The sequence below is a fragment of the Streptomyces sp. NBC_00443 genome (assembly GCF_036014175.1).
Classification (GTDB): domain Bacteria; phylum Actinomycetota; class Actinomycetes; order Streptomycetales; family Streptomycetaceae; genus Streptomyces.
In genome coordinates this window covers 8,963,057-8,982,272 of record NZ_CP107917.1, presented here as the reverse complement: position 1 = coordinate 8,982,272, position 19,216 = coordinate 8,963,057, and the positions used below count along the sequence as shown (strand labels likewise).

The following is a 19,216-nucleotide window of genomic DNA, read 5'->3' as shown; positions in this document are numbered from 1 at the left end:
TACAGACAGTCTCAGGCAGAAGTGAGCAGAGCCCCGGCAGTTTCGAAATCAAGTATCGATCGACCGTGCGAGATCGGTCGATGACGGTGTGTACTGTGCTGCGAACGCCTCGTCCCACGGCCGCGGACCGAGCCCTGCCCGACTGCCCCGAACCGACCCCCTGGGAAACCGACTCGATGATCGAACTACCGGACCTGGCGACCGGCGGTCTCGCCGTCGGCATGCTGTCCGCGCTCGCCCTGGGCGGCGGGCTGCTGAAGGCGCAGCGCCAACAGGCCAGGCAGCGCGCCGAGATCACCGCCCTGCGCCGCCAACTCGAGGGCGTACTGGAGGCGTTCACCGCCGAGGTGGAGCATCTGGCGACGCAGCGCGTCCCGGCCGCCGCCCGCCGGCTGGCTCACCCCCATGTCGCCGTACCCGGTCCGCTGCATCCGCAGACCGCGGCATCGCCGCTGGGCCCCGCGCTGGAGAACGTGCTGAACGGACTGCGCACCGAGCTGTCCACCCAGCGCACGCGCATCGACGCGGCGGCACAGGCTGGCATGCGCGGAGCCACACGCGAGATCCAGGCGGGCCTGTACCGGTTGCAGGACGCCCTGCGGCAGCTCCAACAGAAGTACGACGACCCGGAGTTGGCGCAGACCCTGTACCAACTGGACCACGAGAACGAGCAGTCGCTGCGGCGGGCGCAGGTCGCGGCCGTGGTGTGCGGCGCCTGGGTCGGGCTCGCCCGGGAGGAGTCCCATCTGGTGGAGGCGGTCACCGGCGGCCAGGCCCGGCTCGCGGGCTACCACCGGGTCCGGGTCCACCATCACCTGACCGCCGGCACCGCGCTCGTGTCCCACGCCGTGGAGCCCGTCGCGATCATCGTCGCCGAACTCCTCGACAACGCCCTGCGGCACTCCGCACCGGACACGGACGTCGTGGTCAACCTGGAGCACGTCCATCACGGCGTCTGCGTCACGGTCGACGACGCGGGCCTGGGCATGACCCAGGATGAACGCGCCCGCGCGCAGCGGTTGGTGGCGGGTTCGGAGCCGATTCTCCTGACCGACCTCGGCGATCCGCCACGCATGGGGCTCGCCGCGATCGGGCAGCTGATCAGGCAGTTCGATCTGAGCGTGGACGTGTCATCGCCGTCGCCCTACGGCGGGGTCCGGGCGGTGCTGCGCGTCGACAGCCACCTGCTCAGCCATGTCGACCCCGCCGAGCGACCGCCCGCGGCAAGTGCGCCGCGCTCCACGCGCACGGCCTCCCGGGACGAAGTAACCGTCGACACCGGAACCCGGGCATCCGCCGGCGAAGACCCCGGCACCGAAGCATCCGCCGACGTCGCCCCGGCGACCGAGGCGTCCGGCAGCTCGCACGGATACGGCGCCGACCGTGACGTCGACGCCTCCGGCCCCGTGTCCGGGCATCACGGCCCGAGCGACACGGGTGGTCTGCCCCGGCGCCGGCGCCGCGCACAGGTCGCCGCGGCGGCGCGTGACATGCCCGCCTCGCGACCCGCGGTGCGCCGACCGGAGCGGGCCGCCGCCGCACTGGGCGCGCTGCAGGCCGGTACCGCAGCCGCTCGGTCCGCGGCCGACGAGGAAGCCGACGACGCCTCGACCGCCGTACCGAAGACCGAGCCGGAGAGCGAGGGTGCGGCGCAGCGGCCGACCGAGGCCGCGGCGAACGCGAACGACACCGAACAGACCGACCATGAAGGGGGAACGGCTCGATGACCAGCCGCGACACGGGAGACACGGCGTGGGTGCTCGAACCGATCCTGCAGGTGCCGCACGTGGTCGCCGCCGTGCTGCTCACGCGGGACGGACTGGTGACCGGATACACCGACGCGCTCACCCGGCCCTCGGCCGAGCGGGTGGCCGCGATCACCAGCACCGTGCAGGCGGCGTGCCGGACGGCGGCAGCCGCGTTCGCCGACCGGGAGGGCGCCGAGGTACGGCAGGTGGTGATCGAGTCGGACCACGGGTACGTGCTCATCGTGCCGACGGACCACGGCACCTGCGTGGCCGCCTACGGGGACGAGGAGGTGCGCCTGGACCTGCTCGCACACCGGGTGCACTCGCAGGTGGCGCGGCTGGGCGAGAAGGCGATGGCCGCCGCGCCCCGAGGCGGCGACGGCGACGCACGGGCATGACGGGCCGCCCTGGCGGCCGTCCCCTCGTTCCCGCGTATCTGTCCACCGGCGGTGTGGCCCGGCCGAGCCGGCCCCAGCTGGAGCGGCTGTCGGTGCTCACGGGCACCGGCACCCCCGCGCCGACCGGTCTGCCGGCCGCCCAACTCGCCCTGCTGGAAGCCCTGGACGCCGGTTCGCTGACGGTCGTGGAGGCCGCGGCGCTGCTGCGGCTGCCGGTGTCCGCGGTGCGTGTGCTGGCGGCCGAACTCGTCGACCGCGACCTGGCGCTGGCCCGTGCGCCGATCCCGCCCGCCGGACGCTTCGACCCCGACTTGCTGAAGAGAGTGGCCGATGGCCTTCGCGCCCTCAAGCACAACCCGTGACACCGGCGTCCCCGGCACCGCAGACCCGGCCGCGGACATCCACCTGCCCGACACCGCCCGCGACCTGGTCAAGATCCTGGTCGCCGGTCCCTTCGGCGTGGGCAAGACGACCCTGATCGACTCCGTCTCCGAGATCCGGCCCCTGCACACCGAGGAGCCGCTCAGCGAGGCGTCCGCGCAGGTGGACGATCTCGCCGGGGTGCGGGACAAGACAACGACCACCGTCGCCGTCGACTTCGGCCGGATCAGCCTGCCCGGCGGGGTGGTGCTGTACCTGTTCGGCACGCCCGGGCAGGAACGGTTCCGGGCGCTGTGGGACGACATCGCGTACGGCGCGCTGGGCGCCCTGATCCTGGTCGACAGCCGGCGGATCGACGCGTCGTTCGACGTGCTGGGGCTGGTGGAGGAGACGGGACTGCCGTACGCGATCGCCTTCAACGCCTTTCCGGACGCGCCCCGGCACCACACCGAGGAACAGCTGCGCGCCGCCCTGGACCTGGAGGCCGGCACACCCATGGTGACCTGTGACGCGCGGGACGCCGACTCGTCCGTCGACGCGCTGCTCGCGCTGGTCCAGCACCTGATCGACCGTCACGTTCCGGAGGACCGGTGACCACCCACTCCCCGACCGGCAGACCTTCTCGCGCTCCGCCCCCGTGCGGCTGTGGGAGGACGGCTTCGCGCTGGATCCGTACCGCTACTACGAGTCCCTTCGTGCCCAGGGCCCGGTCGGCTGGGCGGAGTTGGCGCCGGGTGTGCCAGCGTACGTCGTCACCGACCGGCGGGCGGCGCTGGATCTGCTGCACGACACGGACACGTTCTCGCACGACCCGCGGCCCTGGGAGGCCACGGTCGCCGACGACTCGCCGATCCTCGGCATGATGCGCTGGCGGCCCAACACGCTGTTCGCCGACGGCGAGGCCCATGTCCGCTACCGCACCTCGCTGATCGACACCTTCGACCTGATCGAGCCGCACGACCTGCGGGCGCGCGTGCACCGGGCCGTACGGGTGCTGGTGGGCCGGTTCGGGCCGAAGGGCGAGGCCGATCTGGTGGCCGAGTTCACCCGGCCGCTGATGGCGCTGGTGTTCAACAGTCTCTTCGGACTGCCCGACAGCCAGAGCGACCGGCTCAACGCCGCGCTGGGCAAGCTGATGGAGGGCGGCGCGGAAGCGGCCGAGGGTGAGGCGGAGTTCGGCGGTTACGTACTGGAGCTGATCGCCGCCAAGGCCGAGCGGCGGGGCGACGACCTGCCGAGCCGGCTCCTGGACCACCCCGCCGGGCTCACCCCCGAGGAGGTCACCTGGCAGGTGTTCCTCACCCTCGGCGCCGGGCACGAGCCGACGGCCAACCTGGTGTCGAACGCGCTCTCCCGCATCCTCGGCAACCCGCTCTACTACTCCACCCTCACCAGCGGCGCCCGCCCCGTGATGGACGCGGTCGTGGAGGTCCTCCATCACGAGACGCCGCTCGCCAACTACGGCATCCACTACGCCCGCAACCCCGTGTCGTTCCACGGCACATGGATCAGGTCCGCGGTGCCGGTCGTCGTCTCCTACGGGGCGCTCGCGCACTTCGCCGAGGAGGAGGTCACCGGCGGACGCCACCCCAAGGACGCCTCACACCTGTCGTGGTCGGCGGGCCCGCACTCCTGCCCGGTCCGGCAGCACACGCTGCTGATCGCCACCGAGGCGATCGAACGGCTCACCCAGTGGCTGCCCGACCTGGAGCCGGTCCTGCCCCGGGCTCGCCTGACCTGGCGGCCCGGCCCCTTCCACCGCTCGCTGACCTCGCTGCCCGTCCGGTTCAGCCCTCGCTCCCCCGACCACCCAGGAGTTCCGTCGTGACCGTGACCGACCGCACCGACCGTGTCGCCATCGACCCGTTCGGCGCCGACATCGCCACCGAGAGCACCCGGCTGCGCGCCCTCGGCCCGATCGTGCCCGTGGAGCTGCCGGGCGGCATCCCCGCGTGGGCGCCCACGGGCTACGACACCCTCAAGGGACTCATCCTCGACCCGCGGGTCAGCAAGGATCCCCGACAGCACTGGCGGCTGTGGCCCGAGATCGGCGAACACCCCTCCTGGGGCTGGATCCTGGGCTGGGTCGGCGTGATCAACATGCTGTCGACGTACGGCGCCGACCACACGCGGCTGCGCAGGCTGGTCGCGCCGAGCTTCACCCAGCGGCGCACGGAGAAGATGCGACCGCGGGTGGAGGCGATCACCGCGGAACTGCTCGACGCGCTCGACAAGGCGGGCGCGGACGACGCGAGCGGCGCGGTCGTCGACCTGAAGGCCGCGTTCGCCCACCCGCTGCCGATGCGGATGATCTGCGAACTGTTCGGTGTGCCCGAGGAGCTGCGGGAGGACACCGCCCAGCTCATCGCGGCCATCATGGACACCTCCGACCCGAGCCCGGAGCACGCCGCGTTCGTGCAGCAGCAGATCGGCACGGTGCTGGGGGCGTTGATCGCCCATCGCAGCGAGCATCCCGGGGACGATCTGACGACCGAGCTGATCCGGGTGCGCGACGAGGACGGTGACCGCCTCAGCGACGAGGAGCTTCTGTACACGCTGCTGCTGGTGATCGGTGCCGGGTTCGAGACGACCGTCAATCTCATCGGCAACGCGGTCGTCGCCCTTCTGACCCACCCCGAGCAGCTGGCCGCCGTACGCGCCGGGGAGATCGGCTGGGACGCGGTGATCGACGAGACGCTTCGGGTGCATCCGTCGATCGCGTCCCTCCCGCTGCGGTTCGCCGTGACAGACATCGAGGTGGGCGACGTGACCATTGCCGCCGGGGACGCCATCATCACCACGTACGCCGCCGCCGGGCTGGACCCCGTGCACTACGGGCCGGACGCGGACAGCTTCGACGCGTCGCGCGGGGCCGAGGACCATCTGGCGTTCGGGATCGGGGTGCATCGGTGCATCGGGGCGCCGCTGGCCCGCGTCGAAGCGCTGACGGCGTTGCCCGCCCTCTTCGACCGCTTCCCCGGCCTGCAGCCGGCCGTCGGCGCGGACGAGCTGCGTCAGGTGCCGTCGTTCATCGCGTTCGGATGGCAGGAGATCCCGGTGCGGCTGCGGGCCTGAACCGGCCTCGCGCGCGGGGACGCGACCGGTCCCCCGTTCCGGTCGTGCCCCCGCGGGAAGTCGAACCTACGTCGACGGCGGAGGCCTTGGGTATCGCATCCGTGCCCGATGTGCCGCCCTGCGGACTCACCTGTGCACAAGTGAGTCCGGAAGGCCCGGTTTCGGCGCGGGCAGGGCGGGCTGATCCAGATCACCCACCGCAAGATGGGCCAGGACGACCTCGTACAGGTCGCTGCCGCCGGCGAGGAGCTGGCGTTCCAGCACGGGTTCCGCGCTGCGGACGTGCTCGCGGACGGTCTGGGCGTGCACGCCGAGGGTCTGCGCGGCACGTTCGGCGTTGCCGCCCTCGGCGATCCAGGTGCGCAGGGTCCGGCGCAGGTCACGTGTGTCGTCCTCCAGGCGCGCGAGCACGTCCTGCGCCCAGGTGCGCAGGGCGGGCCCGGACAGCAGGTCGCACAGCGAGGCCTGAGCCGCTGCCGCGGAACCGTCGGCGTCGGGTGCGTCCGCAAGGCTCACCTGGGTGTTGAGCGCCAGGTGGACCACGGCACGGGCGGTCACGTCGGAGAAGTCCGTACGCAGCAGGGCTTCCACGCGTTCCATACGGGCGCGGACGGTGTTGCGGCTGACGCCGAGGACCTTGGCGGCGCTCACGGCCGTGAACTCCAGGCCCAGCCGGGTGGTGGCGAGCAGTTCCGCGCGGGTGTGGTGCGCCAGGGTGTCGAGCGGGTGCAGGACACTGGCCGCCCAGCCGCGCAGGGGCGCCGGGTCGATCAGGCGCTCGGGGTGGGTGCGTTCGGCGTAGACCGCGGCCTTCCCGGGCCGGAAGTGCGCCACGGCCAGCGCGCTCACCGCCTGCCCGTACGCGGTGGCCGTGCGGGCCAGACTCTGCCGGGCGCTGCCGCCGAGGAACGTACGCGGGCGGGGGCTGATCAGCGTCCGCAGTTCCCGGGCCTCGGCCTCGCCGGGCGTGACGACGATGACGTGCTCGTCCACCGCCGGGCAGAGCACGACCAGCGCCCGCTCGCCCGTCGCGTCGATGCACTCCCCGGCGAGCCGGTCGCGCTCCTCGACGGTGCACTCGACGACGTAGACACAGGCGGAGTCCGTGTCCAGCAGACCGGGCCACAGTCCCGCGGCGACGCGCCGCGCCGAGACGGTGTCCTCCACCATCAGCAACTGCAGGATCGCCAGCCGCAGATCGGACGTCGCCCGTTCGAGCCGCCGCCCGGCGGCGGTCGTCTCGCCCGCCTTCAGCAGCAGTTCGATGACCCGGACGGTGTGCGTGACGATGTCGGAGCTGCGCCGGTCGAAGGGGGTCTCGCGCGACACCGCGATCACGCCCGCCGACGTCGGGTTCGGGTACGACACCCGCACCATACGGAGGTGCCGGCCCTGGCCTTCCCAGGCGGCCGACGCGATCCGGCCGGCGGCGACGGCCGCCACGAGGTCGTCGTCCACGTCCACCGGCGTGCCCGCGAGCAGCGCGCCCGTGTCGTCCTGCAGCGAGGCGGTGCCCTGCACGGCGTCGGCGAGCCAGGCGACGACCCGGCCGACGTCCCGTCCGTTCGGCCGCAGGTGGTCCAGCAACTCCTCCGCCCACGCGGAGGCCTCTCCGCTCCTCGCCCCCGTCTGACGGACCCCGTCCTCTCTGCCAGCCATGTAGGCCTTCACCTCGCCCTGCACGTCACTCATGGCATACCGCCCGGGACGTTACCTCACATGCCCTCATCAACACGGTGCCGGACGGCCTGACGAGCCGAACCGATACATGGACGCAGCAGCGATTCGGGTGCCTGCGCAGCAGCATGGCCTCCAGGGCATAGGCTCGGTGAATGGCGAAGTATTTCGACGTGCACCCCGACAATCCTCAGCCGCGCACCATCTCCCAGGTCGCCGACAGCGTCCGTGCCGGTGCGCTCATCGCGTATCCGACGGACTCCTGCTATGCGCTGGGCTGCCGGCTGGGCAGCCGTGACGGCATCGACCGGATCCGGACCATTCGCCGCCTGGACGACCGGCACCACTTCACCCTGGTCTGCCAGGACTTCGCGCAGCTCGGCCAGTTCGTGCGGGTCGACAACGACGTGTTCCGCGCGATCAAGGCGTCCACGCCCGGCAGCTACACGTTCATCCTGCCCGCGACGAGGGAGGTGCCGCGCATGCTCCAGCACCCGAAGAAGAAGACGGTCGGCGTGCGCATCCCGGACCACGTCGTCACCCATGCGCTGCTCACCGAGCTCGGGGAGCCGCTGCTGTCCAGCACGCTGCTGCTGCCCGACGAGGACGAGCCGATGACTCAGGGCTGGGAGATCAAGGACCGGCTCGACCACGTGCTGGACGCGGTCGTCGACTCCGGGGACTGCGGCACCGAGCCGACGACGGTGATCGACTTCTCGGGCGGCGAGGCCGAGATCGTGCGGAAGGGAGCGGGGGACACGTCCCGGTTCGAGTAAAGCCGTACCCAAGTGGGCGGGGGTGCCGCAGCCCGTTTGTGTGGTGCCTGAAACCATGTGCGCGACCCGGTTCCGACGGGTCGGCGACCCGTTCGCCGTGGACCGCGCAGAGAGGCAACCCGCATGACCTCCGTACAGGGAACAGACGTGGACGTCCCCACCGAGGACGGTGCAGCCGACGCCTACCTGGCCCACCCGGGCGACGGACTTCCCCGGCCGGGCGTCCTCCTCTACCAGGACGCCTTCGGGCTGCGTCCGCAGCTGCGGTCGATGGCCGACCGGCTCGCCGGCGCCGGGTACGCGGTCCTCGTGCCGAACGTCTTCTACCGGCACGGGCGCAGCCCGGTGTTCGATCTGCCCGAGTTCATCGACCCCGCCACGCGGCCCGGGCTGTTCGACAGCATCGGCCCGGTCATGCAGTCCCTGACGCCCGAGCTCGCCGTGCGCGACGCCGGCGCCTATCTGCGCTGGATGGCCGAACGGCCCGAGTTCGCCGACGGTCCCGTCGCCCTCACCGGCTACTGCATGGGCGCGCGGCTCGCCCTGCGCACCGCCGGTGCCTACCCGGAGCGGGTGGCCGCGGCGGCCGGTTTCCACGGCGGGCAGCTGGCGACCGACGCGCCGGACAGCCCGCATCTGGCCGCCGAACACGTCACCGCGGAGCTGTACTTCGGCCACGCCGACGCGGACCACTCGATGCCTCGGGAGCAGATGGAGCGCCTCGCCGCCGCGCTCACCGAGGCCGGCGTCCGCCACCGCTACGAGGTCTACGAAGGCGCCCACCACGGATACACGCAGGCCGACACCGCCGCGTACGACAAGGCCGCGGACGAGCGGCACTGGGCGGCGTTGCTCGATCTGCTGAAGCGGACGTTCTGAGTAACGGTCCGCCGGGGTTGAAGAACAGGCGCCGATGCGCCGCTGGAGTCCTGTGCAGCGAGTGAGTCACGAGGAGCTGAGACATGGTCGGTCTTCCCGGCGCGCGTTGACGTTGTAGGCCGTTTCCGGCCTGTCATCGCGTGCTGCCCTTGATGTTGCGGCACAGCGAGCCTTCCCCTGCCTGAACCCTCGACGCACGTGTGGTGCGCCGGGTGACGGCCTCGTTGTCGGCAACCCAAGGGATCTCCGTGCCGTCCGCTTCCTCTCCCGCATCCGATTCCGGCGTATCCGATTCCGGTCGCCCTGCTCCGTCGAGCCTGTGGCGGAATCCCGACTTCCGCAGACTTTGGCTGGGTCAGACAGCCTCCCAACTCGGTGAACACGCAAGTCTGGTGGTTCTGCCGCTCTTCGCCGTCCTGACGCTCCATGCCAGTGCAGGCCAGCTGGGCGCCCTGCGTGCGGTGGGACAGGCGCCGATCCTGTTGCTCTCGCTCTTCGTCGGCGCGTGGGTGGACAGGTGGCGGACCCGCACGACCATGGTGCTCACGGACATCGGCCGGGCTCTGGCACTGGCCGCCGCGGCCCTGGCCGGCTTCGGCGGCTGGTTGGGCCTGCCCCTCCTCCTTGCGCTCGCCTTCGCCGTCGGGGCCCTGTCCGTGTTCTTCGACGTGGCCTACCAGGCGTCTCTCGTACGGCTGGTGGAACGCGACCAACTGGTGCGGGGCAACAGCGCGCTCGAGGGCAGCCGTTCCGCGGCGCAGATCGGCGGTCCCGCGCTCGGCGGCACGTTGGTGTCGCTGCTGTCGGCGCCGCTTGCCGCCGCCTCCAGCGCGATGTTCTTCGCGCTGTCGTTCCTGTCGATCCGGCGAATCCGCCGATCCGAGTCGCTCCCGGACCGCCCGGGGCACCCGCACCCCCCTCGGGTCTGGCGGCAAATCCATGAGGGCCTGCGTTTCGTCGCCGGCAGTACAGCGCTGCGGACCGTGTGCCTGGCCTCAGCCGCCTTCCAGTTCTCGTTCGCGGCCATGATGACCGTCTATCTGCTCTTCCTTCCGCGGGAACTGCATCTGTCGGGCACCGTCGTAGGGCTGGCGCTTGCGGCGGCAGGACCGGGTGCGCTGCTGGGCTCACTGCTGGCCGCGCGCCTGCCGAGCCGCTTCGGTCATGGCGCGGTGCTCGTGGGTGCGGCGGCACTCGGCGACGGCGCGTTTCTGTGGGTGCCGGCGCTGCACGGCTCCTCCGCCGCAACGGTCGCCGCACTCCTTGCGATCGGCTTCGTGTTCGGGTTCGGCGGCCAGCTGGTGAATGTCACGGTCATGGCCGTCCGGCAGGCCGTCACTCCGGACGGGATGCAGGGCCGCGCGGCCGCGACGATCACGTTCGTCGGCGGGGGACTGACCCCGCTCGGTTCCCTGCTCGGCGGGTTCCTCGCGGAGGAGTGGGGGCTGCGCACAAGTCTCCTGGTGACGGCGGCAGGCATGATGCTGTCCCCGGTGATCATGGCGCTGTCCCCGCTCGCCCTCCTGGGGCGGGAGCTTCCCGTCGCGCACGGCGCACCGGCCTTCAACTCGAAGGGCGACTCGCGCCGGTGCGGGGCTTGGTGGCGTGGACGATCGCGGAGTGCATCCCGTCGGCGACCGGGTGGGTCGGGGTGATCTCGACGTCCGTGAACCCCGCGGCCTCCAGACCCTGCCGGTATTCGGCGAAGGACAGCGCGCCGGCGATGCAGCCGACGTAGTCGCCGCGCTCGGCCCGCTGCTCCGGGGTGAGCGTGTCGTCGGCGACCACGTCGGAGACGCCGATACGGCCGCCGGGCCTGAGGACGCGGAACGTCTCGGCGAAGACGGCGGGCTTGTCGACGGACAGGTTGATCACGCAGTTGGAGATCACCACGTCGAGGGTGTCCGCGGGCAGGGGGATCGATTCGATGCTGCCCTTGAGGAACTCGACGTTGGTCGCGCCCGCCTTCGCGGCGTTGGCGAGCGCGAGTTGGAGCATCTCGTCGGTCATGTCCAGCCCGTACGCCTTGCCGGTGGGGCCGACGCGGCGGGCGGAGAGCAGGACGTCGATGCCGCCGCCCGAGCCGAGGTCGAGGACGCGGTCGCCCTCACGGAGTTCGGCGACGGCCGTGGGGTTGCCGCAGCCGAGGGAGGCGGCCACCGCTTCGGCGGGCAGGGCGTCGCGTTCGTCGGCGGCGTAGAGGGTGGAGCCGAAGTTCTCGTCGACCTCGACGGGCTGCGGCCCGCAACAGGCGGTGCCGCCCTCGGTGACCTGTACGGCGGCTGCGGCGTATCGGATGCGGACGGTTTCACGCAGGTCAGTGGACTGCTCGGGCATGTCTGACTCCTGGGTGACGGGGCGCGGGCACGCCCCGGAACGGCTTGTATTGATGTTCTTTGATGCAAGCTTGCGCCCTGGATCGAAAAACGTCAACATAGAAGCATGTCGAAACAAGAGCTCGCGGTGATCGGCCAGGACACGGACGGCAACTGCTGCGGCCCACTCGCGTCCGCGCCCCTGGCCGACGAGCGGGCTGCGGAGCTGGCCAAGGTATTCAAGGCGCTCGGGGACCCGGTCCGACTGCGTCTGCTGTCAATGATCGCGTCCCGGGAGGGCGGCGAGGTCTGCGTCTGTGAGATGACACCCGCGTTCGACCTGTCCCAGCCGACGATCTCCCACCACCTCAAGCTGCTCCGCCAGGCCGGCCTGATCGACTGCGAACGCCGTGGCACGTGGGTCTACTACTGGGTGCTGCCGGGCGCCCTGGACAACCTCGCCGGATTCCTCACCACGCCGCGGACCGCACAGGCGCCCGCCTGACTGCTCGTCGGCCGCGGGCTTGGGTCAGCGGCCCTGCCTGCCCGACTCAGGTTCGACGGGGCCGTCACGACTCGGTGGGCGCCGTCTGCGACTGCCGCTGTACGGTCCTTGCTCGGCCCGACGGCCTCCGCGGCGGCGCCCCGCACAGCGGCAACCGGATCCCACAGCAACGTGACGAGGGCGTCCGTCACCGCCCGGCTGCCGTCATGGGCCGCAGCGAGCGCCCGACCACGTCTCCTTGCTGCGGCGTTCGCTGAGGACCACCGTACGGACGCCCAGGCGACGTGGTCCGGATCGCGCGGTGCCACCGCCCTGGCCACCAGCTCGGCCACGGGCGTCAGGATGCGGAAGGCCCACTCCATATCCGTGAGGATCGCGCTGTGCCCGGCGCGGACCGTGCGGCCGCCGAGGGTCAGCTGCTCCACGTGGTCGTACTCGTCGTCGAGCACCCGGACCCGGTGGGCGGGGCCGGACGCGCCCGTACTGCGCCGGAGTTCGTCCTCGGCGCCCGACTCGTGCAAGCGCCGGGCCAGGGCCAGCAGTCGCTCCCGTCCGCCTCGGGCAGGCGGAGCCGCGGCTCCCGGCCCAGGACGGCTTCCACCATCGCCGGTGAGCCGCCCTCGACCGCCCGGACCAGCGGAGTCGTGCCGTCCGGCAGCAGCCTGTCCGGATCCGCGCCGCCCTCGACGAGTGCTTGTGCGACGCCGGCGTCAAAGGCGGTGAGCGCGAGACACAGCACCGGCAGCCCGTCGTCGGTGACCGTGTCCGGGGCGGCTCCCGACTCCAACCGGGCCCTCACGGCCTCCGCGTCCCCGCGTCGCACCGCCGCGACGAGCTCCGTACCGTCCAAGTCCCGCTGTCCCCCCGCCTCGTACCGACCGCCCGTCCGTCCTGCTCTCCGGCGGGCAGGCAAGACCGGCCCAGGTGAGGGTAGTTCCGCCGTTCAGGGGCCGCGACCGGATTTGCTCCGCGCCCCGCCCCCGCCCCGCACTCGGCTACTTCAGGGACTCGAAGTACGCCTTCTGCGACGGGTAGTACTGATCGAACTCCGGCTGGGGCCCGCCCGTGCGGGCGGCGGTGAGCATGTCCAGGTAGTACTCCCAGCCCGGGCCGGTCTCGCCGAGCTGTTCGGTGGAGGTGAGGTGGTGGACCAGCCGGAGCTCGGTCGTGCCGTCGGCCTCGGCCAGGAGCAGCTCCAGGGACCAGGAGCCGACGGCGTCATCCGTCACGACGGCGAGCCGGTACGGCGGTTCGCAGGCTTCGATCCGCATCGGGTACCAGGGGGCCGACTCCTCGAACACCAGCTGCACCTCGACGGTCCGGCCGGGTCCTGCCTCGCCGCGCCAGGGGCCGAACCAGCGGGCGGTGCGTTCCGGTTCGGTGACACTCGCCCAGACGTCGTCGACCGGGGCGCGGTAGGTGCGGGTGATGATCAGGTCGTACCCCGTCGGGGTGGGTACGAGCTGCCCGGTGGGTTCAGGGTTCATGCCGTGTCCTCCTGGTGCTCTGTTCGCGGGGCGTCGGCGGGGGTCGAACGGGTGCGGTCCCTGCGGGTCCGGTGGACCTCGGTCTCCAGCGCCGCGAGACGCTGCGACCAGCCGGACCGCTGGGTGTCGAACTGGGCGAGCCAGGCGGTGAGAGGCCCCAGCCGGGAGCGGTTGAGCGAGTAGCGCCGATGGCGTCCGGCCTGCTCGTCCCGGACGAGGCCGCTCTCGCGCAGCACCCGCAGATGGCGGCTCACCGCCGGCCGGCTGATGGAGAACCCGGCGGCGATGTCGCCCGCCGTCAGCGGAGCGTGTCGCAACATGACCAGGATCTCCCGGCGCACGGGATCGGCGATCGCGTCGGCCAGGTCCGTCAGTTCGTCCACGGAGAAAGCGTAACCCATCGGTTACGCATTGAGCGGTCCAGGCACGGATATGCGTCCCCGGTGGGGCAGGCGCAAGCTGGACGTGTGCCCGCTTCGGCCCCTCGGCACCAGACGTGTGGGGAGAACCCGGATGACTTCGATGGCGAACCTGCCGGAGGTGGTGTCGCGCGAGGAGTGGGTCGCCGCCCGTAGGGAGTTGTTGGCCGAGGAGAAGGAACTGACGCGGGCCCGTGACCGGGTCAACGCCGAGCGGCGGCGGCTGCCCATGGTGCGCGTCGACAAGCCGTACACCTTCGAGGGGCCGGACGGGCAGGTCGCTCTGCTCGATCTGTTCGAGGGGCGGCCCCAGCTCGTCATGCACCACTTCATGTGGACCTACGACATCGACGCGGACGGCACCGAACACCCCCGCGACACGGGCTGCTCGAGCTGTTCCTCCGCGGCCGACCAGATCCCCGCCGGGCTGCGGCAGCTGCACGTCCGTAACACGACGCTCGCCGCGGTGAGCCGGGCGCCGTACGCGAAGCTCGCCGCGTACCGGGCGCGCATGGGGTGGACGTTCCCCTGGTATTCCTCGGCCGGCAGCGACTTCAACTACGACTTCCACTCCACCGTCGACGACCGGGTCGCACCGGTCGAGGTCGACCAGCGCACCGAGGCCGAGCTGGCCGAGGCCGGAACGCCGTGGTCGGAGGCCATGCGCGGCGACTATCCGGGCATCAGCGCGTTTCTGCGCGTCGGGGACGACGTCTTCCACACCTACTCCACGTTCGGCCGCGGTATCGAGGAGTTCCACAACGGCTACCCGCACCTCGACCTCACCGCGCTCGGCCGCCAGGAGGTGTGGGAGGAGCCGAAGGGCCGCGCGGAACCGCTCGGCATGCAGGTCGGCGGACCCGGTCTGCGACTGCCCGACGAGTACGACGCCTGACGACGACGCCTGACTGCGACGCGACATGCCGACCGCCACCCGACGGTCCTGCCGTCAGCTGTGCGGGGTTAACGTCGGCGGCATGGACGGTGATCGCCGAGGGTGGCTCGCGTGTGTGCTCAGCGGGGCGGTGTTCGCCGTGTGCATGGCGGGCACCACGCTGCCGACTCCGCTGTACGGCCACTACCAGGACAAGTTCGGGTTCTCCGAGCTGACGGTCACCGTCGTCTACGCCGTGTACGCCTTCGCCGTCATCGGCGTGCTGCTGCTGGCGGGCAATGCCTCGGACGCCGTGGGCAGGCGTCCGGTCATTCTGACGGGACTGGGATTCGCGGCCGCGAGTGCCGTCTGCTTCCTGTGCGCCACGGAGCTGGGCTGGCTGTACGCGGGACGGCTGCTGTCGGGGCTGTCCGCCGGTCTGCTCACCGGGGCCGCGACGGCGTACGTGATGGAGCTGGCCCCGCAAGGCGGCGCCTCCCGGGCCACCTTCATCGCGACCGCCGCCAACATGGGCGGGCTGGGCTGCGGTCCGCTGCTCGCAGGAGTGCTGGCGCAGTACGCTCCGTGGCCGCTGTACCTGCCGTTCGTCGTGCACCTCGCGCTCGTGGCGTGCGCGGTCGCCGTGCTGGTGCGGCTTCCGGAGACCGTACGGGAGCGGCGGTCACTGCGTACGGTGCGGCCGCAACGGCCCAGCCTGCCCGCGCAGGTGCGGGCGGTGTTCGGGCCGGCGGCGATCGCCTCGTTCGTGGGTTTCGCGCTGTTCGGGGTATTCACTGCGGTCAGCCCGGCGTTCCTGGCCGAGTCCCTCCACGAACGGAATCACGCCGTCAGCGGGCTGGTCGTGGCGCTGGCCTTCTTCGCCTCGACCGCCGGGCAACTGGCCGTCGGCCCGGTCGGAGTGGGGCGATCGCTGCCGCTGGGCTGCGCCGTCCTCCTCGGTGGGCTGGCGCTGCTCGCGGGCGCACTGTGGTGGGACCTGCTGTGGCTGGTCGTGCTGAGCGCGATCGTCGGCGGGGTCGGACAGGGGCTGTCGTTCCGCGGGGCACTGTCCGCGATCGCCGCGGCGTCTCCGGCGGAGCGGCGCGCCGCGGTGATCTCGACGTTGTTCGTGGTGGCCTACGCGGGCATCTCGGTTCCGGTGATCGGTGTGGGCGTCCTGACCGAACCGATGGGGTTGGAGGGCGCGGGCCTGGTGTTCATCGCCTGCATGACCGTCCTGGTTGCGAGCGCGGCCGCCTATCTGCTGCGACGGCCGGTAGCGGTGGGGGCCTGAGCCTGTGCGGGCACGGTGCGCCGCACAGGTCCGAGCCGGTCCGCGGCAGCTACGCGCTTTCGGGGGACGGCAGGGAAGCGAGCCAGTCGGTCAGCAGTGCGTTGGTCTCCTTGGGGCGTTCCTGCTGGATCCAGTGGCCGCAACCGTCGAGGACGTGTGAGGAGCGCAGGCCGGGCAGGGTCGCGGGATAGGCCTTGATCGCGTCGGCCAGCCAGGTGGTCGAAGCGTCCAGTGCGCCGCCGAGGAACAGCGAGGGCTGGGTGACGGGGGCGCCGGTGTGGCCGGCCAGATCGGTCCAGTCGCGGTCCATGTTCCGGTAGCGGTTCAGGGCGCCGGTCATGCCGGTGCGTTCGAACTCTCCCGCGTAGACGTCCAGGTCCGACTCGTCGAGCCAGGCGGGCAGCCGGCCGGCGGGGAACCTGTCCCGCAGCGTGCCGCCGGGCCCGACGAAGTGCGGGTCCGGGGCGTCTGCGGCCGGCTGGGTGTCGGCGGACAGGGCGGCGTAGAAGCCCGCGAGCCAGCCTCGGACGTCCGGCTCGATCTCGGCCTCGGCCCGACCGGGCTGCTGGAAGTAGGAGACGTAGAACTCGTCCGGGCCGCCCATGTGCGCGAAGACCTCGCTCGGCTTCGGGCCGCCGGGCGGGGTGTAGGGCACGCTCAGCAGCCCGACCGCGCGGAACACGTCGGGTCGCAGCAGCGCGGAGGTCGCGGCGATGGTCGCGCCCCAGTCGTGCCCGACGATCACTGCGGACCGCTCACCGAGGGCTTCCACCACGGCGACGTTGTCCTTCACCAGCTCCAGCATCCGGTACGAGTCCACCGCCTCCGGCCTGGAGGAGCGACCGTAGCCGCGCACGTCGATGGCGACCGCGCGGTATCCGGCCGCGGCCAGTGCCGGCAGCTGGTGGCGCCACGAGTACCAGGACTCCGGGAAGCCGTGCACGAGGAGGACGAGCGGTCCCGTCCCCGCTTCCGCGAGATGGAGCCTTCCGGCGGGGGCGGGTACCAGGCGGTGTGTGACGTCCGTCGTCTGGGCGGGGTGCGACATGAGTCCTCCGGAACTCCGATCGGTGGGCGCGCCGGGCCTCGCGGTCTCGGGGGCAGGGGCGAGGCTCCGCGCGTCGTCCCGCCATCGTGGGGTCGGGTGCCGCGGCGTCGCGAACCTCGTTGCCGGTTCGGCAACATCGGCGCTCGGGCGGCCGGTACAGCGGTGCGGCGTTGCCGGCGGCCCGCTCAGTCGCGTACCCGATCCGTCCGTGCCGACAGCCCCCGGCGCAGACACTCGGCCAGCCGGGTGGCGATGGTGCCGTCGGGGTCCAGACGAGGGTCGAAGATCGTGACGTCGAGTCCTACGGCTCGCGGGTCGGCCAGGGCCGTCCGCAGCACACTCTCCAGCTCTTCCCAGGTCAGCCCGCCGGGCAGGCGGTAGTCCACGGCCGGCATGATCGCGTCGTCCAGGACGTCGACGTCGAGGTGGACCCAGAACCCGGTACTCGCGCCGGCAGTGAGCCGTTCGACCGCGCCGCGCGCTGCCGTGGCGGCGCCGGCCGCGCGCACGCCGTCGAGGTCGATCGCCTCCAGCTCGGGGGGAAGGGGCTGCATGCCGGCCTGGGCCGACTCGTCCGCGTCGCGGAAGCCGAGGGCCACGACGTCCTCGTCGCGCAGCAGAGGGCCGCGGCCCTCCAGGTCGGTGAGCAGCCGGGGGCCGCGGCCGGTGGCCAGGGCGAGGTCCATCGAGGCCGCTTCACCGTACGGCTCGGCCGAGGGCTGGTAGAAGTCGGTGTGGCCGTCGAGGAACAGCAGGCCGTGGCGTCCGCGGCGGCGCAGGGCGAGGAGGTTGCCGAGCAGGATGCTGCAGTCTCCGCCGAGGACTACGGGGAAACGACCGCTGTCGAGGACGTCGCCGACGGCGTCGGCGAGGCGGACGGAGTACTCCGCGATGGCCTGGGGGTTGAGGACTCCGGTGCCGGGGTCCCGCGTCGGGTCGTAGGCCGGCGGTTCGACGCGGCCGGCCCGCACCGCGTCGAGACCGTCCGGCAGGCCGGCGTCGAGCAGGGCCCTCGGCAGGTCCTGGACCCCGGACGGCCGCAGACCGAGGACGGACGGTGCCTCGATGATCACGAGCTCCTGCATGTCCGGCCCTTCCCGTCACTGCCTGGCAGCGCTCTCCCCCACTCCATCTGTGCCACATCCGCGGGACGGCCACCACTTGTGGCACGCAGGTGCGGGGAAGGCCGGAGCCCGTGCGCACCACCGCCCCTTTAGCAGTCATTCCGCAGTGTCGCCCCCGTATGACTGAAACTCGCCGCAGCCTGACCTGAGTTGCCCCACAGTGATACACATTTCAACGGCTACCGCCGGTAAAGGCTTGCTTTACACATCCTTCACACGTACACCTTGCTCCACAACTGGTCATGACTCTGGGGGGAGTTGGCTTATGGAAGGCACGGTTGACGGGTTCCGCTATGGTGCGGTGACCCCGGTGGCGGCCTATTTGATGGCCTGCTTGGGAGGGGCGTTAGGACTGCGGTGCATCGTCCGGTCCTTGCTCGACGAACAGTCGTGGAAACCCGGTTGGCTGGCGCTCGGCGCCGCGTCGATCGGCTGCGGCATCTGGACGATGCACTTCATCGCCATGATCGGCTTCGAGGTCGAGGAGACCCGGATCCGCTACGACGCCGGTCTCACCGTCCTCAGCCTCGCCGTGGCGATCGTGGTGGTCGGCATCGGCGTGTTCATCGTGGGCTACCTGGGCGCGAGCAGAGGCACGCTGGCCGGCGCGGGCGTCGTCACCGGACTCGGTGTGGCGGCCATGCACTATCTGGGCATGGCCGCGCTGCGCCTCGGCGGCAGCATCCGGTACGACACGTTCACGGTGGGACTCTCCGTCCTGATCGCGATCCTCGCCGCGACCGCCGCTCTGTGGGCGGCCGTCACCATCCGCGGCTTCCTGACCAGTCTCGGCGCCAGCCTGGTCATGGGCGTGGCCGTGTCCGGGATGCACTACACCGGCATGTCCGCCGTCAGCGTCCATCTGCACGGCACGACCGGCGCGTCCTGGGCGGGCGACTCGCCCTCCTCGCTGCTGCTCCCCATGCTCCTGGGACCGATCGTCTTCCTCGTCCTGGCCGGCGTGGTGGTGATGTTCGACCCGCTGCTGGTCCTCGGCGAGGGCGAGCGCAGCCGGCCCGGCACAGCACGCCAGCCCGGCACGGCCCGGCGGCCCGGCACCCGGCAACAGCCCGACCGCGACCCCGGGTTCAGGGCCCCTGCCCGCACCCCGCAGCCCAACCGGGAGCCGTACGCCCGCAAGTGGTGACCCGGGAGGGTGAGCGCGGCGACGCGCCGGGCCCGCGCTCCCCCCTCTCTAGATCATTGTTACGGTGCA

Annotated in this window: 20 protein-coding genes; 13 read left to right on the top strand and 7 right to left on the bottom strand. The window is 71.8% G+C overall.

What is annotated here, in order from left to right:
• Positions 1-95 precede the first annotated feature (95 nt).
• Genes OHO27_RS40950 through OHO27_RS40925 form a run of 6 tightly spaced genes read left to right on the top strand, consistent with a single transcriptional unit; the run spans position 96 to position 5,602 of the window.
• Positions 96-1,727: an ATP-binding protein gene (locus OHO27_RS40950; RefSeq protein WP_328429975.1), complete on the top strand. Its 1,632-nt coding sequence runs from the start codon at positions 96-98 to the stop codon at positions 1,725-1,727.
• Positions 1,724-2,146, top strand: coding sequence for a roadblock/LC7 domain-containing protein (locus tag OHO27_RS40945; RefSeq protein WP_328429974.1), 423 nt, complete (start codon positions 1,724-1,726; stop codon positions 2,144-2,146). Before OHO27_RS40950 ends, OHO27_RS40945 begins: the two co-directional genes overlap by 4 nt.
• A complete protein-coding gene (locus OHO27_RS40940) occupies positions 2,143-2,508 on the top strand; it encodes a DUF742 domain-containing protein (protein WP_328429973.1) in 366 nt (121 codons plus the stop codon). The genes OHO27_RS40945 and OHO27_RS40940 overlap by 4 nt, the downstream gene beginning before the upstream one ends.
• Entirely contained in the window at positions 2,477-3,121 is a 645-nt protein-coding gene (locus tag OHO27_RS40935) for a GTP-binding protein (protein ID WP_328429972.1), read from the top strand. The genes OHO27_RS40940 and OHO27_RS40935 overlap by 32 nt, the downstream gene beginning before the upstream one ends.
• 43 nt (positions 3,122-3,164) lie before the next feature.
• Positions 3,165-4,355, top strand: coding sequence for a cytochrome P450 (locus OHO27_RS40930; RefSeq protein ID WP_328429971.1), 1,191 nt, complete (start codon positions 3,165-3,167; stop codon positions 4,353-4,355).
• Positions 4,352-5,602: a cytochrome P450 family protein gene (locus OHO27_RS40925; protein WP_328429970.1), complete on the top strand. Its 1,251-nt coding sequence runs from the start codon at positions 4,352-4,354 to the stop codon at positions 5,600-5,602. Before OHO27_RS40930 ends, OHO27_RS40925 begins: the two co-directional genes overlap by 4 nt.
• A 126-nt stretch (positions 5,603-5,728) precedes the next feature.
• Here the strand turns inward: OHO27_RS40925 and OHO27_RS40920 are convergent, their stop codons facing one another.
• Positions 5,729-7,261 carry a helix-turn-helix domain-containing protein gene (locus OHO27_RS40920; RefSeq protein ID WP_328430706.1) on the bottom strand — a complete coding sequence of 511 codons (1,533 nt, stop codon included), beginning with the start codon at positions 7,259-7,261 and terminating at the stop codon, positions 5,729-5,731.
• Positions 7,262-7,434: 173 nt separating this feature from the next.
• Here OHO27_RS40920 and OHO27_RS40915 point away from each other — a divergent pair, with 173 nt between their 5' ends.
• The 3 genes from OHO27_RS40915 to OHO27_RS40905 all read left to right on the top strand — a co-directional run bounded on the left by OHO27_RS40915 (position 7,435) and on the right by OHO27_RS40905 (position 10,589).
• On the top strand, positions 7,435-8,055 hold the full coding sequence (locus OHO27_RS40915; RefSeq protein WP_328429969.1) for an L-threonylcarbamoyladenylate synthase: 621 nt from the start codon (positions 7,435-7,437) through the stop codon (positions 8,053-8,055).
• A 123-nt stretch (positions 8,056-8,178) separates the two neighbouring features.
• Complete coding sequence (locus OHO27_RS40910; protein WP_328429968.1) at positions 8,179-8,934, top strand: dienelactone hydrolase family protein; 756 nt, start codon at positions 8,179-8,181, stop codon at positions 8,932-8,934.
• A gap of 248 nt (positions 8,935-9,182) precedes the next feature.
• Positions 9,183-10,589 (top strand): MFS transporter, encoded by a 1,407-nt coding sequence (locus OHO27_RS40905; protein WP_443059669.1) that lies wholly within the window; start codon positions 9,183-9,185, stop codon positions 10,587-10,589.
• Here OHO27_RS40905 and arsM read toward each other — a convergent pair.
• Positions 10,498-11,271 carry an arsenite methyltransferase gene (arsM, locus tag OHO27_RS40900; protein ID WP_328429967.1) on the bottom strand — a complete coding sequence of 258 codons (774 nt, stop codon included), beginning with the start codon at positions 11,269-11,271 and terminating at the stop codon, positions 10,498-10,500. The two genes, OHO27_RS40905 and arsM, sit on opposite strands and share 92 nt — an antisense overlap.
• Positions 11,272-11,376: 105 nt before the next feature.
• Here arsM and OHO27_RS40895 point away from each other — a divergent pair, with 105 nt between their 5' ends.
• Entirely contained in the window at positions 11,377-11,754 is a 378-nt protein-coding gene (locus OHO27_RS40895) for an ArsR/SmtB family transcription factor (RefSeq protein WP_328429966.1), read from the top strand.
• Positions 11,755-12,166: 412 nt separating this feature from the next.
• On the opposite strand, the gene OHO27_RS40890 is transcribed toward OHO27_RS40895, so the two are convergent.
• The 3 genes from OHO27_RS40890 to OHO27_RS40880 form a co-directional block, all read right to left on the bottom strand.
• The gene (locus OHO27_RS40890; protein ID WP_328429965.1) at positions 12,167-12,604 is read right to left on the bottom strand and encodes an ankyrin repeat domain-containing protein; all 438 of its coding nucleotides are present in this window, start codon (positions 12,602-12,604) and stop codon (positions 12,167-12,169) included.
• A 145-nt stretch (positions 12,605-12,749) separates the two neighbouring features.
• Positions 12,750-13,241 carry an SRPBCC family protein gene (locus tag OHO27_RS40885; RefSeq protein ID WP_328429964.1) on the bottom strand — a complete coding sequence of 164 codons (492 nt, stop codon included), beginning with the start codon at positions 13,239-13,241 and terminating at the stop codon, positions 12,750-12,752.
• A complete protein-coding gene (locus OHO27_RS40880; RefSeq protein WP_328429963.1) occupies positions 13,238-13,624 on the bottom strand; it encodes a metalloregulator ArsR/SmtB family transcription factor in 387 nt (128 codons plus the stop codon). The genes OHO27_RS40885 and OHO27_RS40880 overlap by 4 nt, the downstream gene beginning before the upstream one ends.
• A 130-nt stretch (positions 13,625-13,754) precedes the next feature.
• Between OHO27_RS40880 and OHO27_RS40875 the strand changes: the two genes are divergently transcribed.
• Complete coding sequence (locus tag OHO27_RS40875; protein ID WP_328429962.1) at positions 13,755-14,555, top strand: DUF899 domain-containing protein; 801 nt, start codon at positions 13,755-13,757, stop codon at positions 14,553-14,555.
• An 82-nt stretch (positions 14,556-14,637) separates the two neighbouring features.
• Positions 14,638-15,828: an MFS transporter gene (locus OHO27_RS40870; protein ID WP_328429961.1), complete on the top strand. Its 1,191-nt coding sequence runs from the start codon at positions 14,638-14,640 to the stop codon at positions 15,826-15,828.
• A gap of 49 nt (positions 15,829-15,877) precedes the next feature.
• Here OHO27_RS40870 and OHO27_RS40865 read toward each other — a convergent pair whose 3' ends face one another.
• Complete coding sequence (locus OHO27_RS40865; protein ID WP_328429960.1) at positions 15,878-16,876, bottom strand: alpha/beta fold hydrolase; 999 nt, start codon at positions 16,874-16,876, stop codon at positions 15,878-15,880.
• Between the two features lie 185 nt (positions 16,877-17,061).
• Positions 17,062-17,961: an arginase family protein gene (locus tag OHO27_RS40860; RefSeq protein ID WP_328429959.1), complete on the bottom strand. Its 900-nt coding sequence runs from the start codon at positions 17,959-17,961 to the stop codon at positions 17,062-17,064.
• 304 nt (positions 17,962-18,265) lie between these two features.
• On the opposite strand from OHO27_RS40860, the gene OHO27_RS40855 reads away from it, so the two are divergent.
• Positions 18,266-19,147 (top strand): MHYT domain-containing protein, encoded by an 882-nt coding sequence (locus OHO27_RS40855; protein WP_328429958.1) that lies wholly within the window; start codon positions 18,266-18,268, stop codon positions 19,145-19,147.
• Positions 19,148-19,216: the final 69 nt, after the last annotated feature.

Excerpts from the sequence above, each read along its gene's own strand:
- OHO27_RS40875 (WP_328429962.1), top strand. The coding sequence starts at position 13,755 with ATGACTTCGATGGCGAACCTGCCGGAGGTGGTGTCGCGCGAGGAGTGG.
- OHO27_RS40920 (WP_328430706.1), bottom strand. The coding sequence starts at position 7,261 with ATGGCTGGCAGAGAGGACGGGGTCCGTCAGACGGGGGCGAGGAGCGGA.
- arsM (WP_328429967.1), bottom strand. The coding sequence starts at position 11,271 with ATGCCCGAGCAGTCCACTGACCTGCGTGAAACCGTCCGCATCCGATAC.
- OHO27_RS40855 (WP_328429958.1), top strand. The coding sequence starts at position 18,266 with ATGGAAGGCACGGTTGACGGGTTCCGCTATGGTGCGGTGACCCCGGTG.
- OHO27_RS40870 (WP_328429961.1), top strand. The coding sequence starts at position 14,638 with ATGGACGGTGATCGCCGAGGGTGGCTCGCGTGTGTGCTCAGCGGGGCG.
- OHO27_RS40885 (WP_328429964.1), bottom strand. The coding sequence starts at position 13,241 with ATGAACCCTGAACCCACCGGGCAGCTCGTACCCACCCCGACGGGGTAC.
- OHO27_RS40895 (WP_328429966.1), top strand. The coding sequence starts at position 11,377 with ATGTCGAAACAAGAGCTCGCGGTGATCGGCCAGGACACGGACGGCAAC.
- OHO27_RS40940 (WP_328429973.1), top strand. The coding sequence starts at position 2,143 with ATGACGGGCCGCCCTGGCGGCCGTCCCCTCGTTCCCGCGTATCTGTCC.
- OHO27_RS40865 (WP_328429960.1), bottom strand. The coding sequence starts at position 16,876 with ATGTCGCACCCCGCCCAGACGACGGACGTCACACACCGCCTGGTACCC.
- OHO27_RS40935 (WP_328429972.1), top strand. The coding sequence starts at position 2,477 with ATGGCCTTCGCGCCCTCAAGCACAACCCGTGACACCGGCGTCCCCGGC.
- OHO27_RS40915 (WP_328429969.1), top strand. The coding sequence starts at position 7,435 with ATGGCGAAGTATTTCGACGTGCACCCCGACAATCCTCAGCCGCGCACC.
- OHO27_RS40945 (WP_328429974.1), top strand. The coding sequence starts at position 1,724 with ATGACCAGCCGCGACACGGGAGACACGGCGTGGGTGCTCGAACCGATC.
- OHO27_RS40860 (WP_328429959.1), bottom strand. The coding sequence starts at position 17,961 with ATGCAGGAGCTCGTGATCATCGAGGCACCGTCCGTCCTCGGTCTGCGG.
- OHO27_RS40910 (WP_328429968.1), top strand. The coding sequence starts at position 8,179 with ATGACCTCCGTACAGGGAACAGACGTGGACGTCCCCACCGAGGACGGT.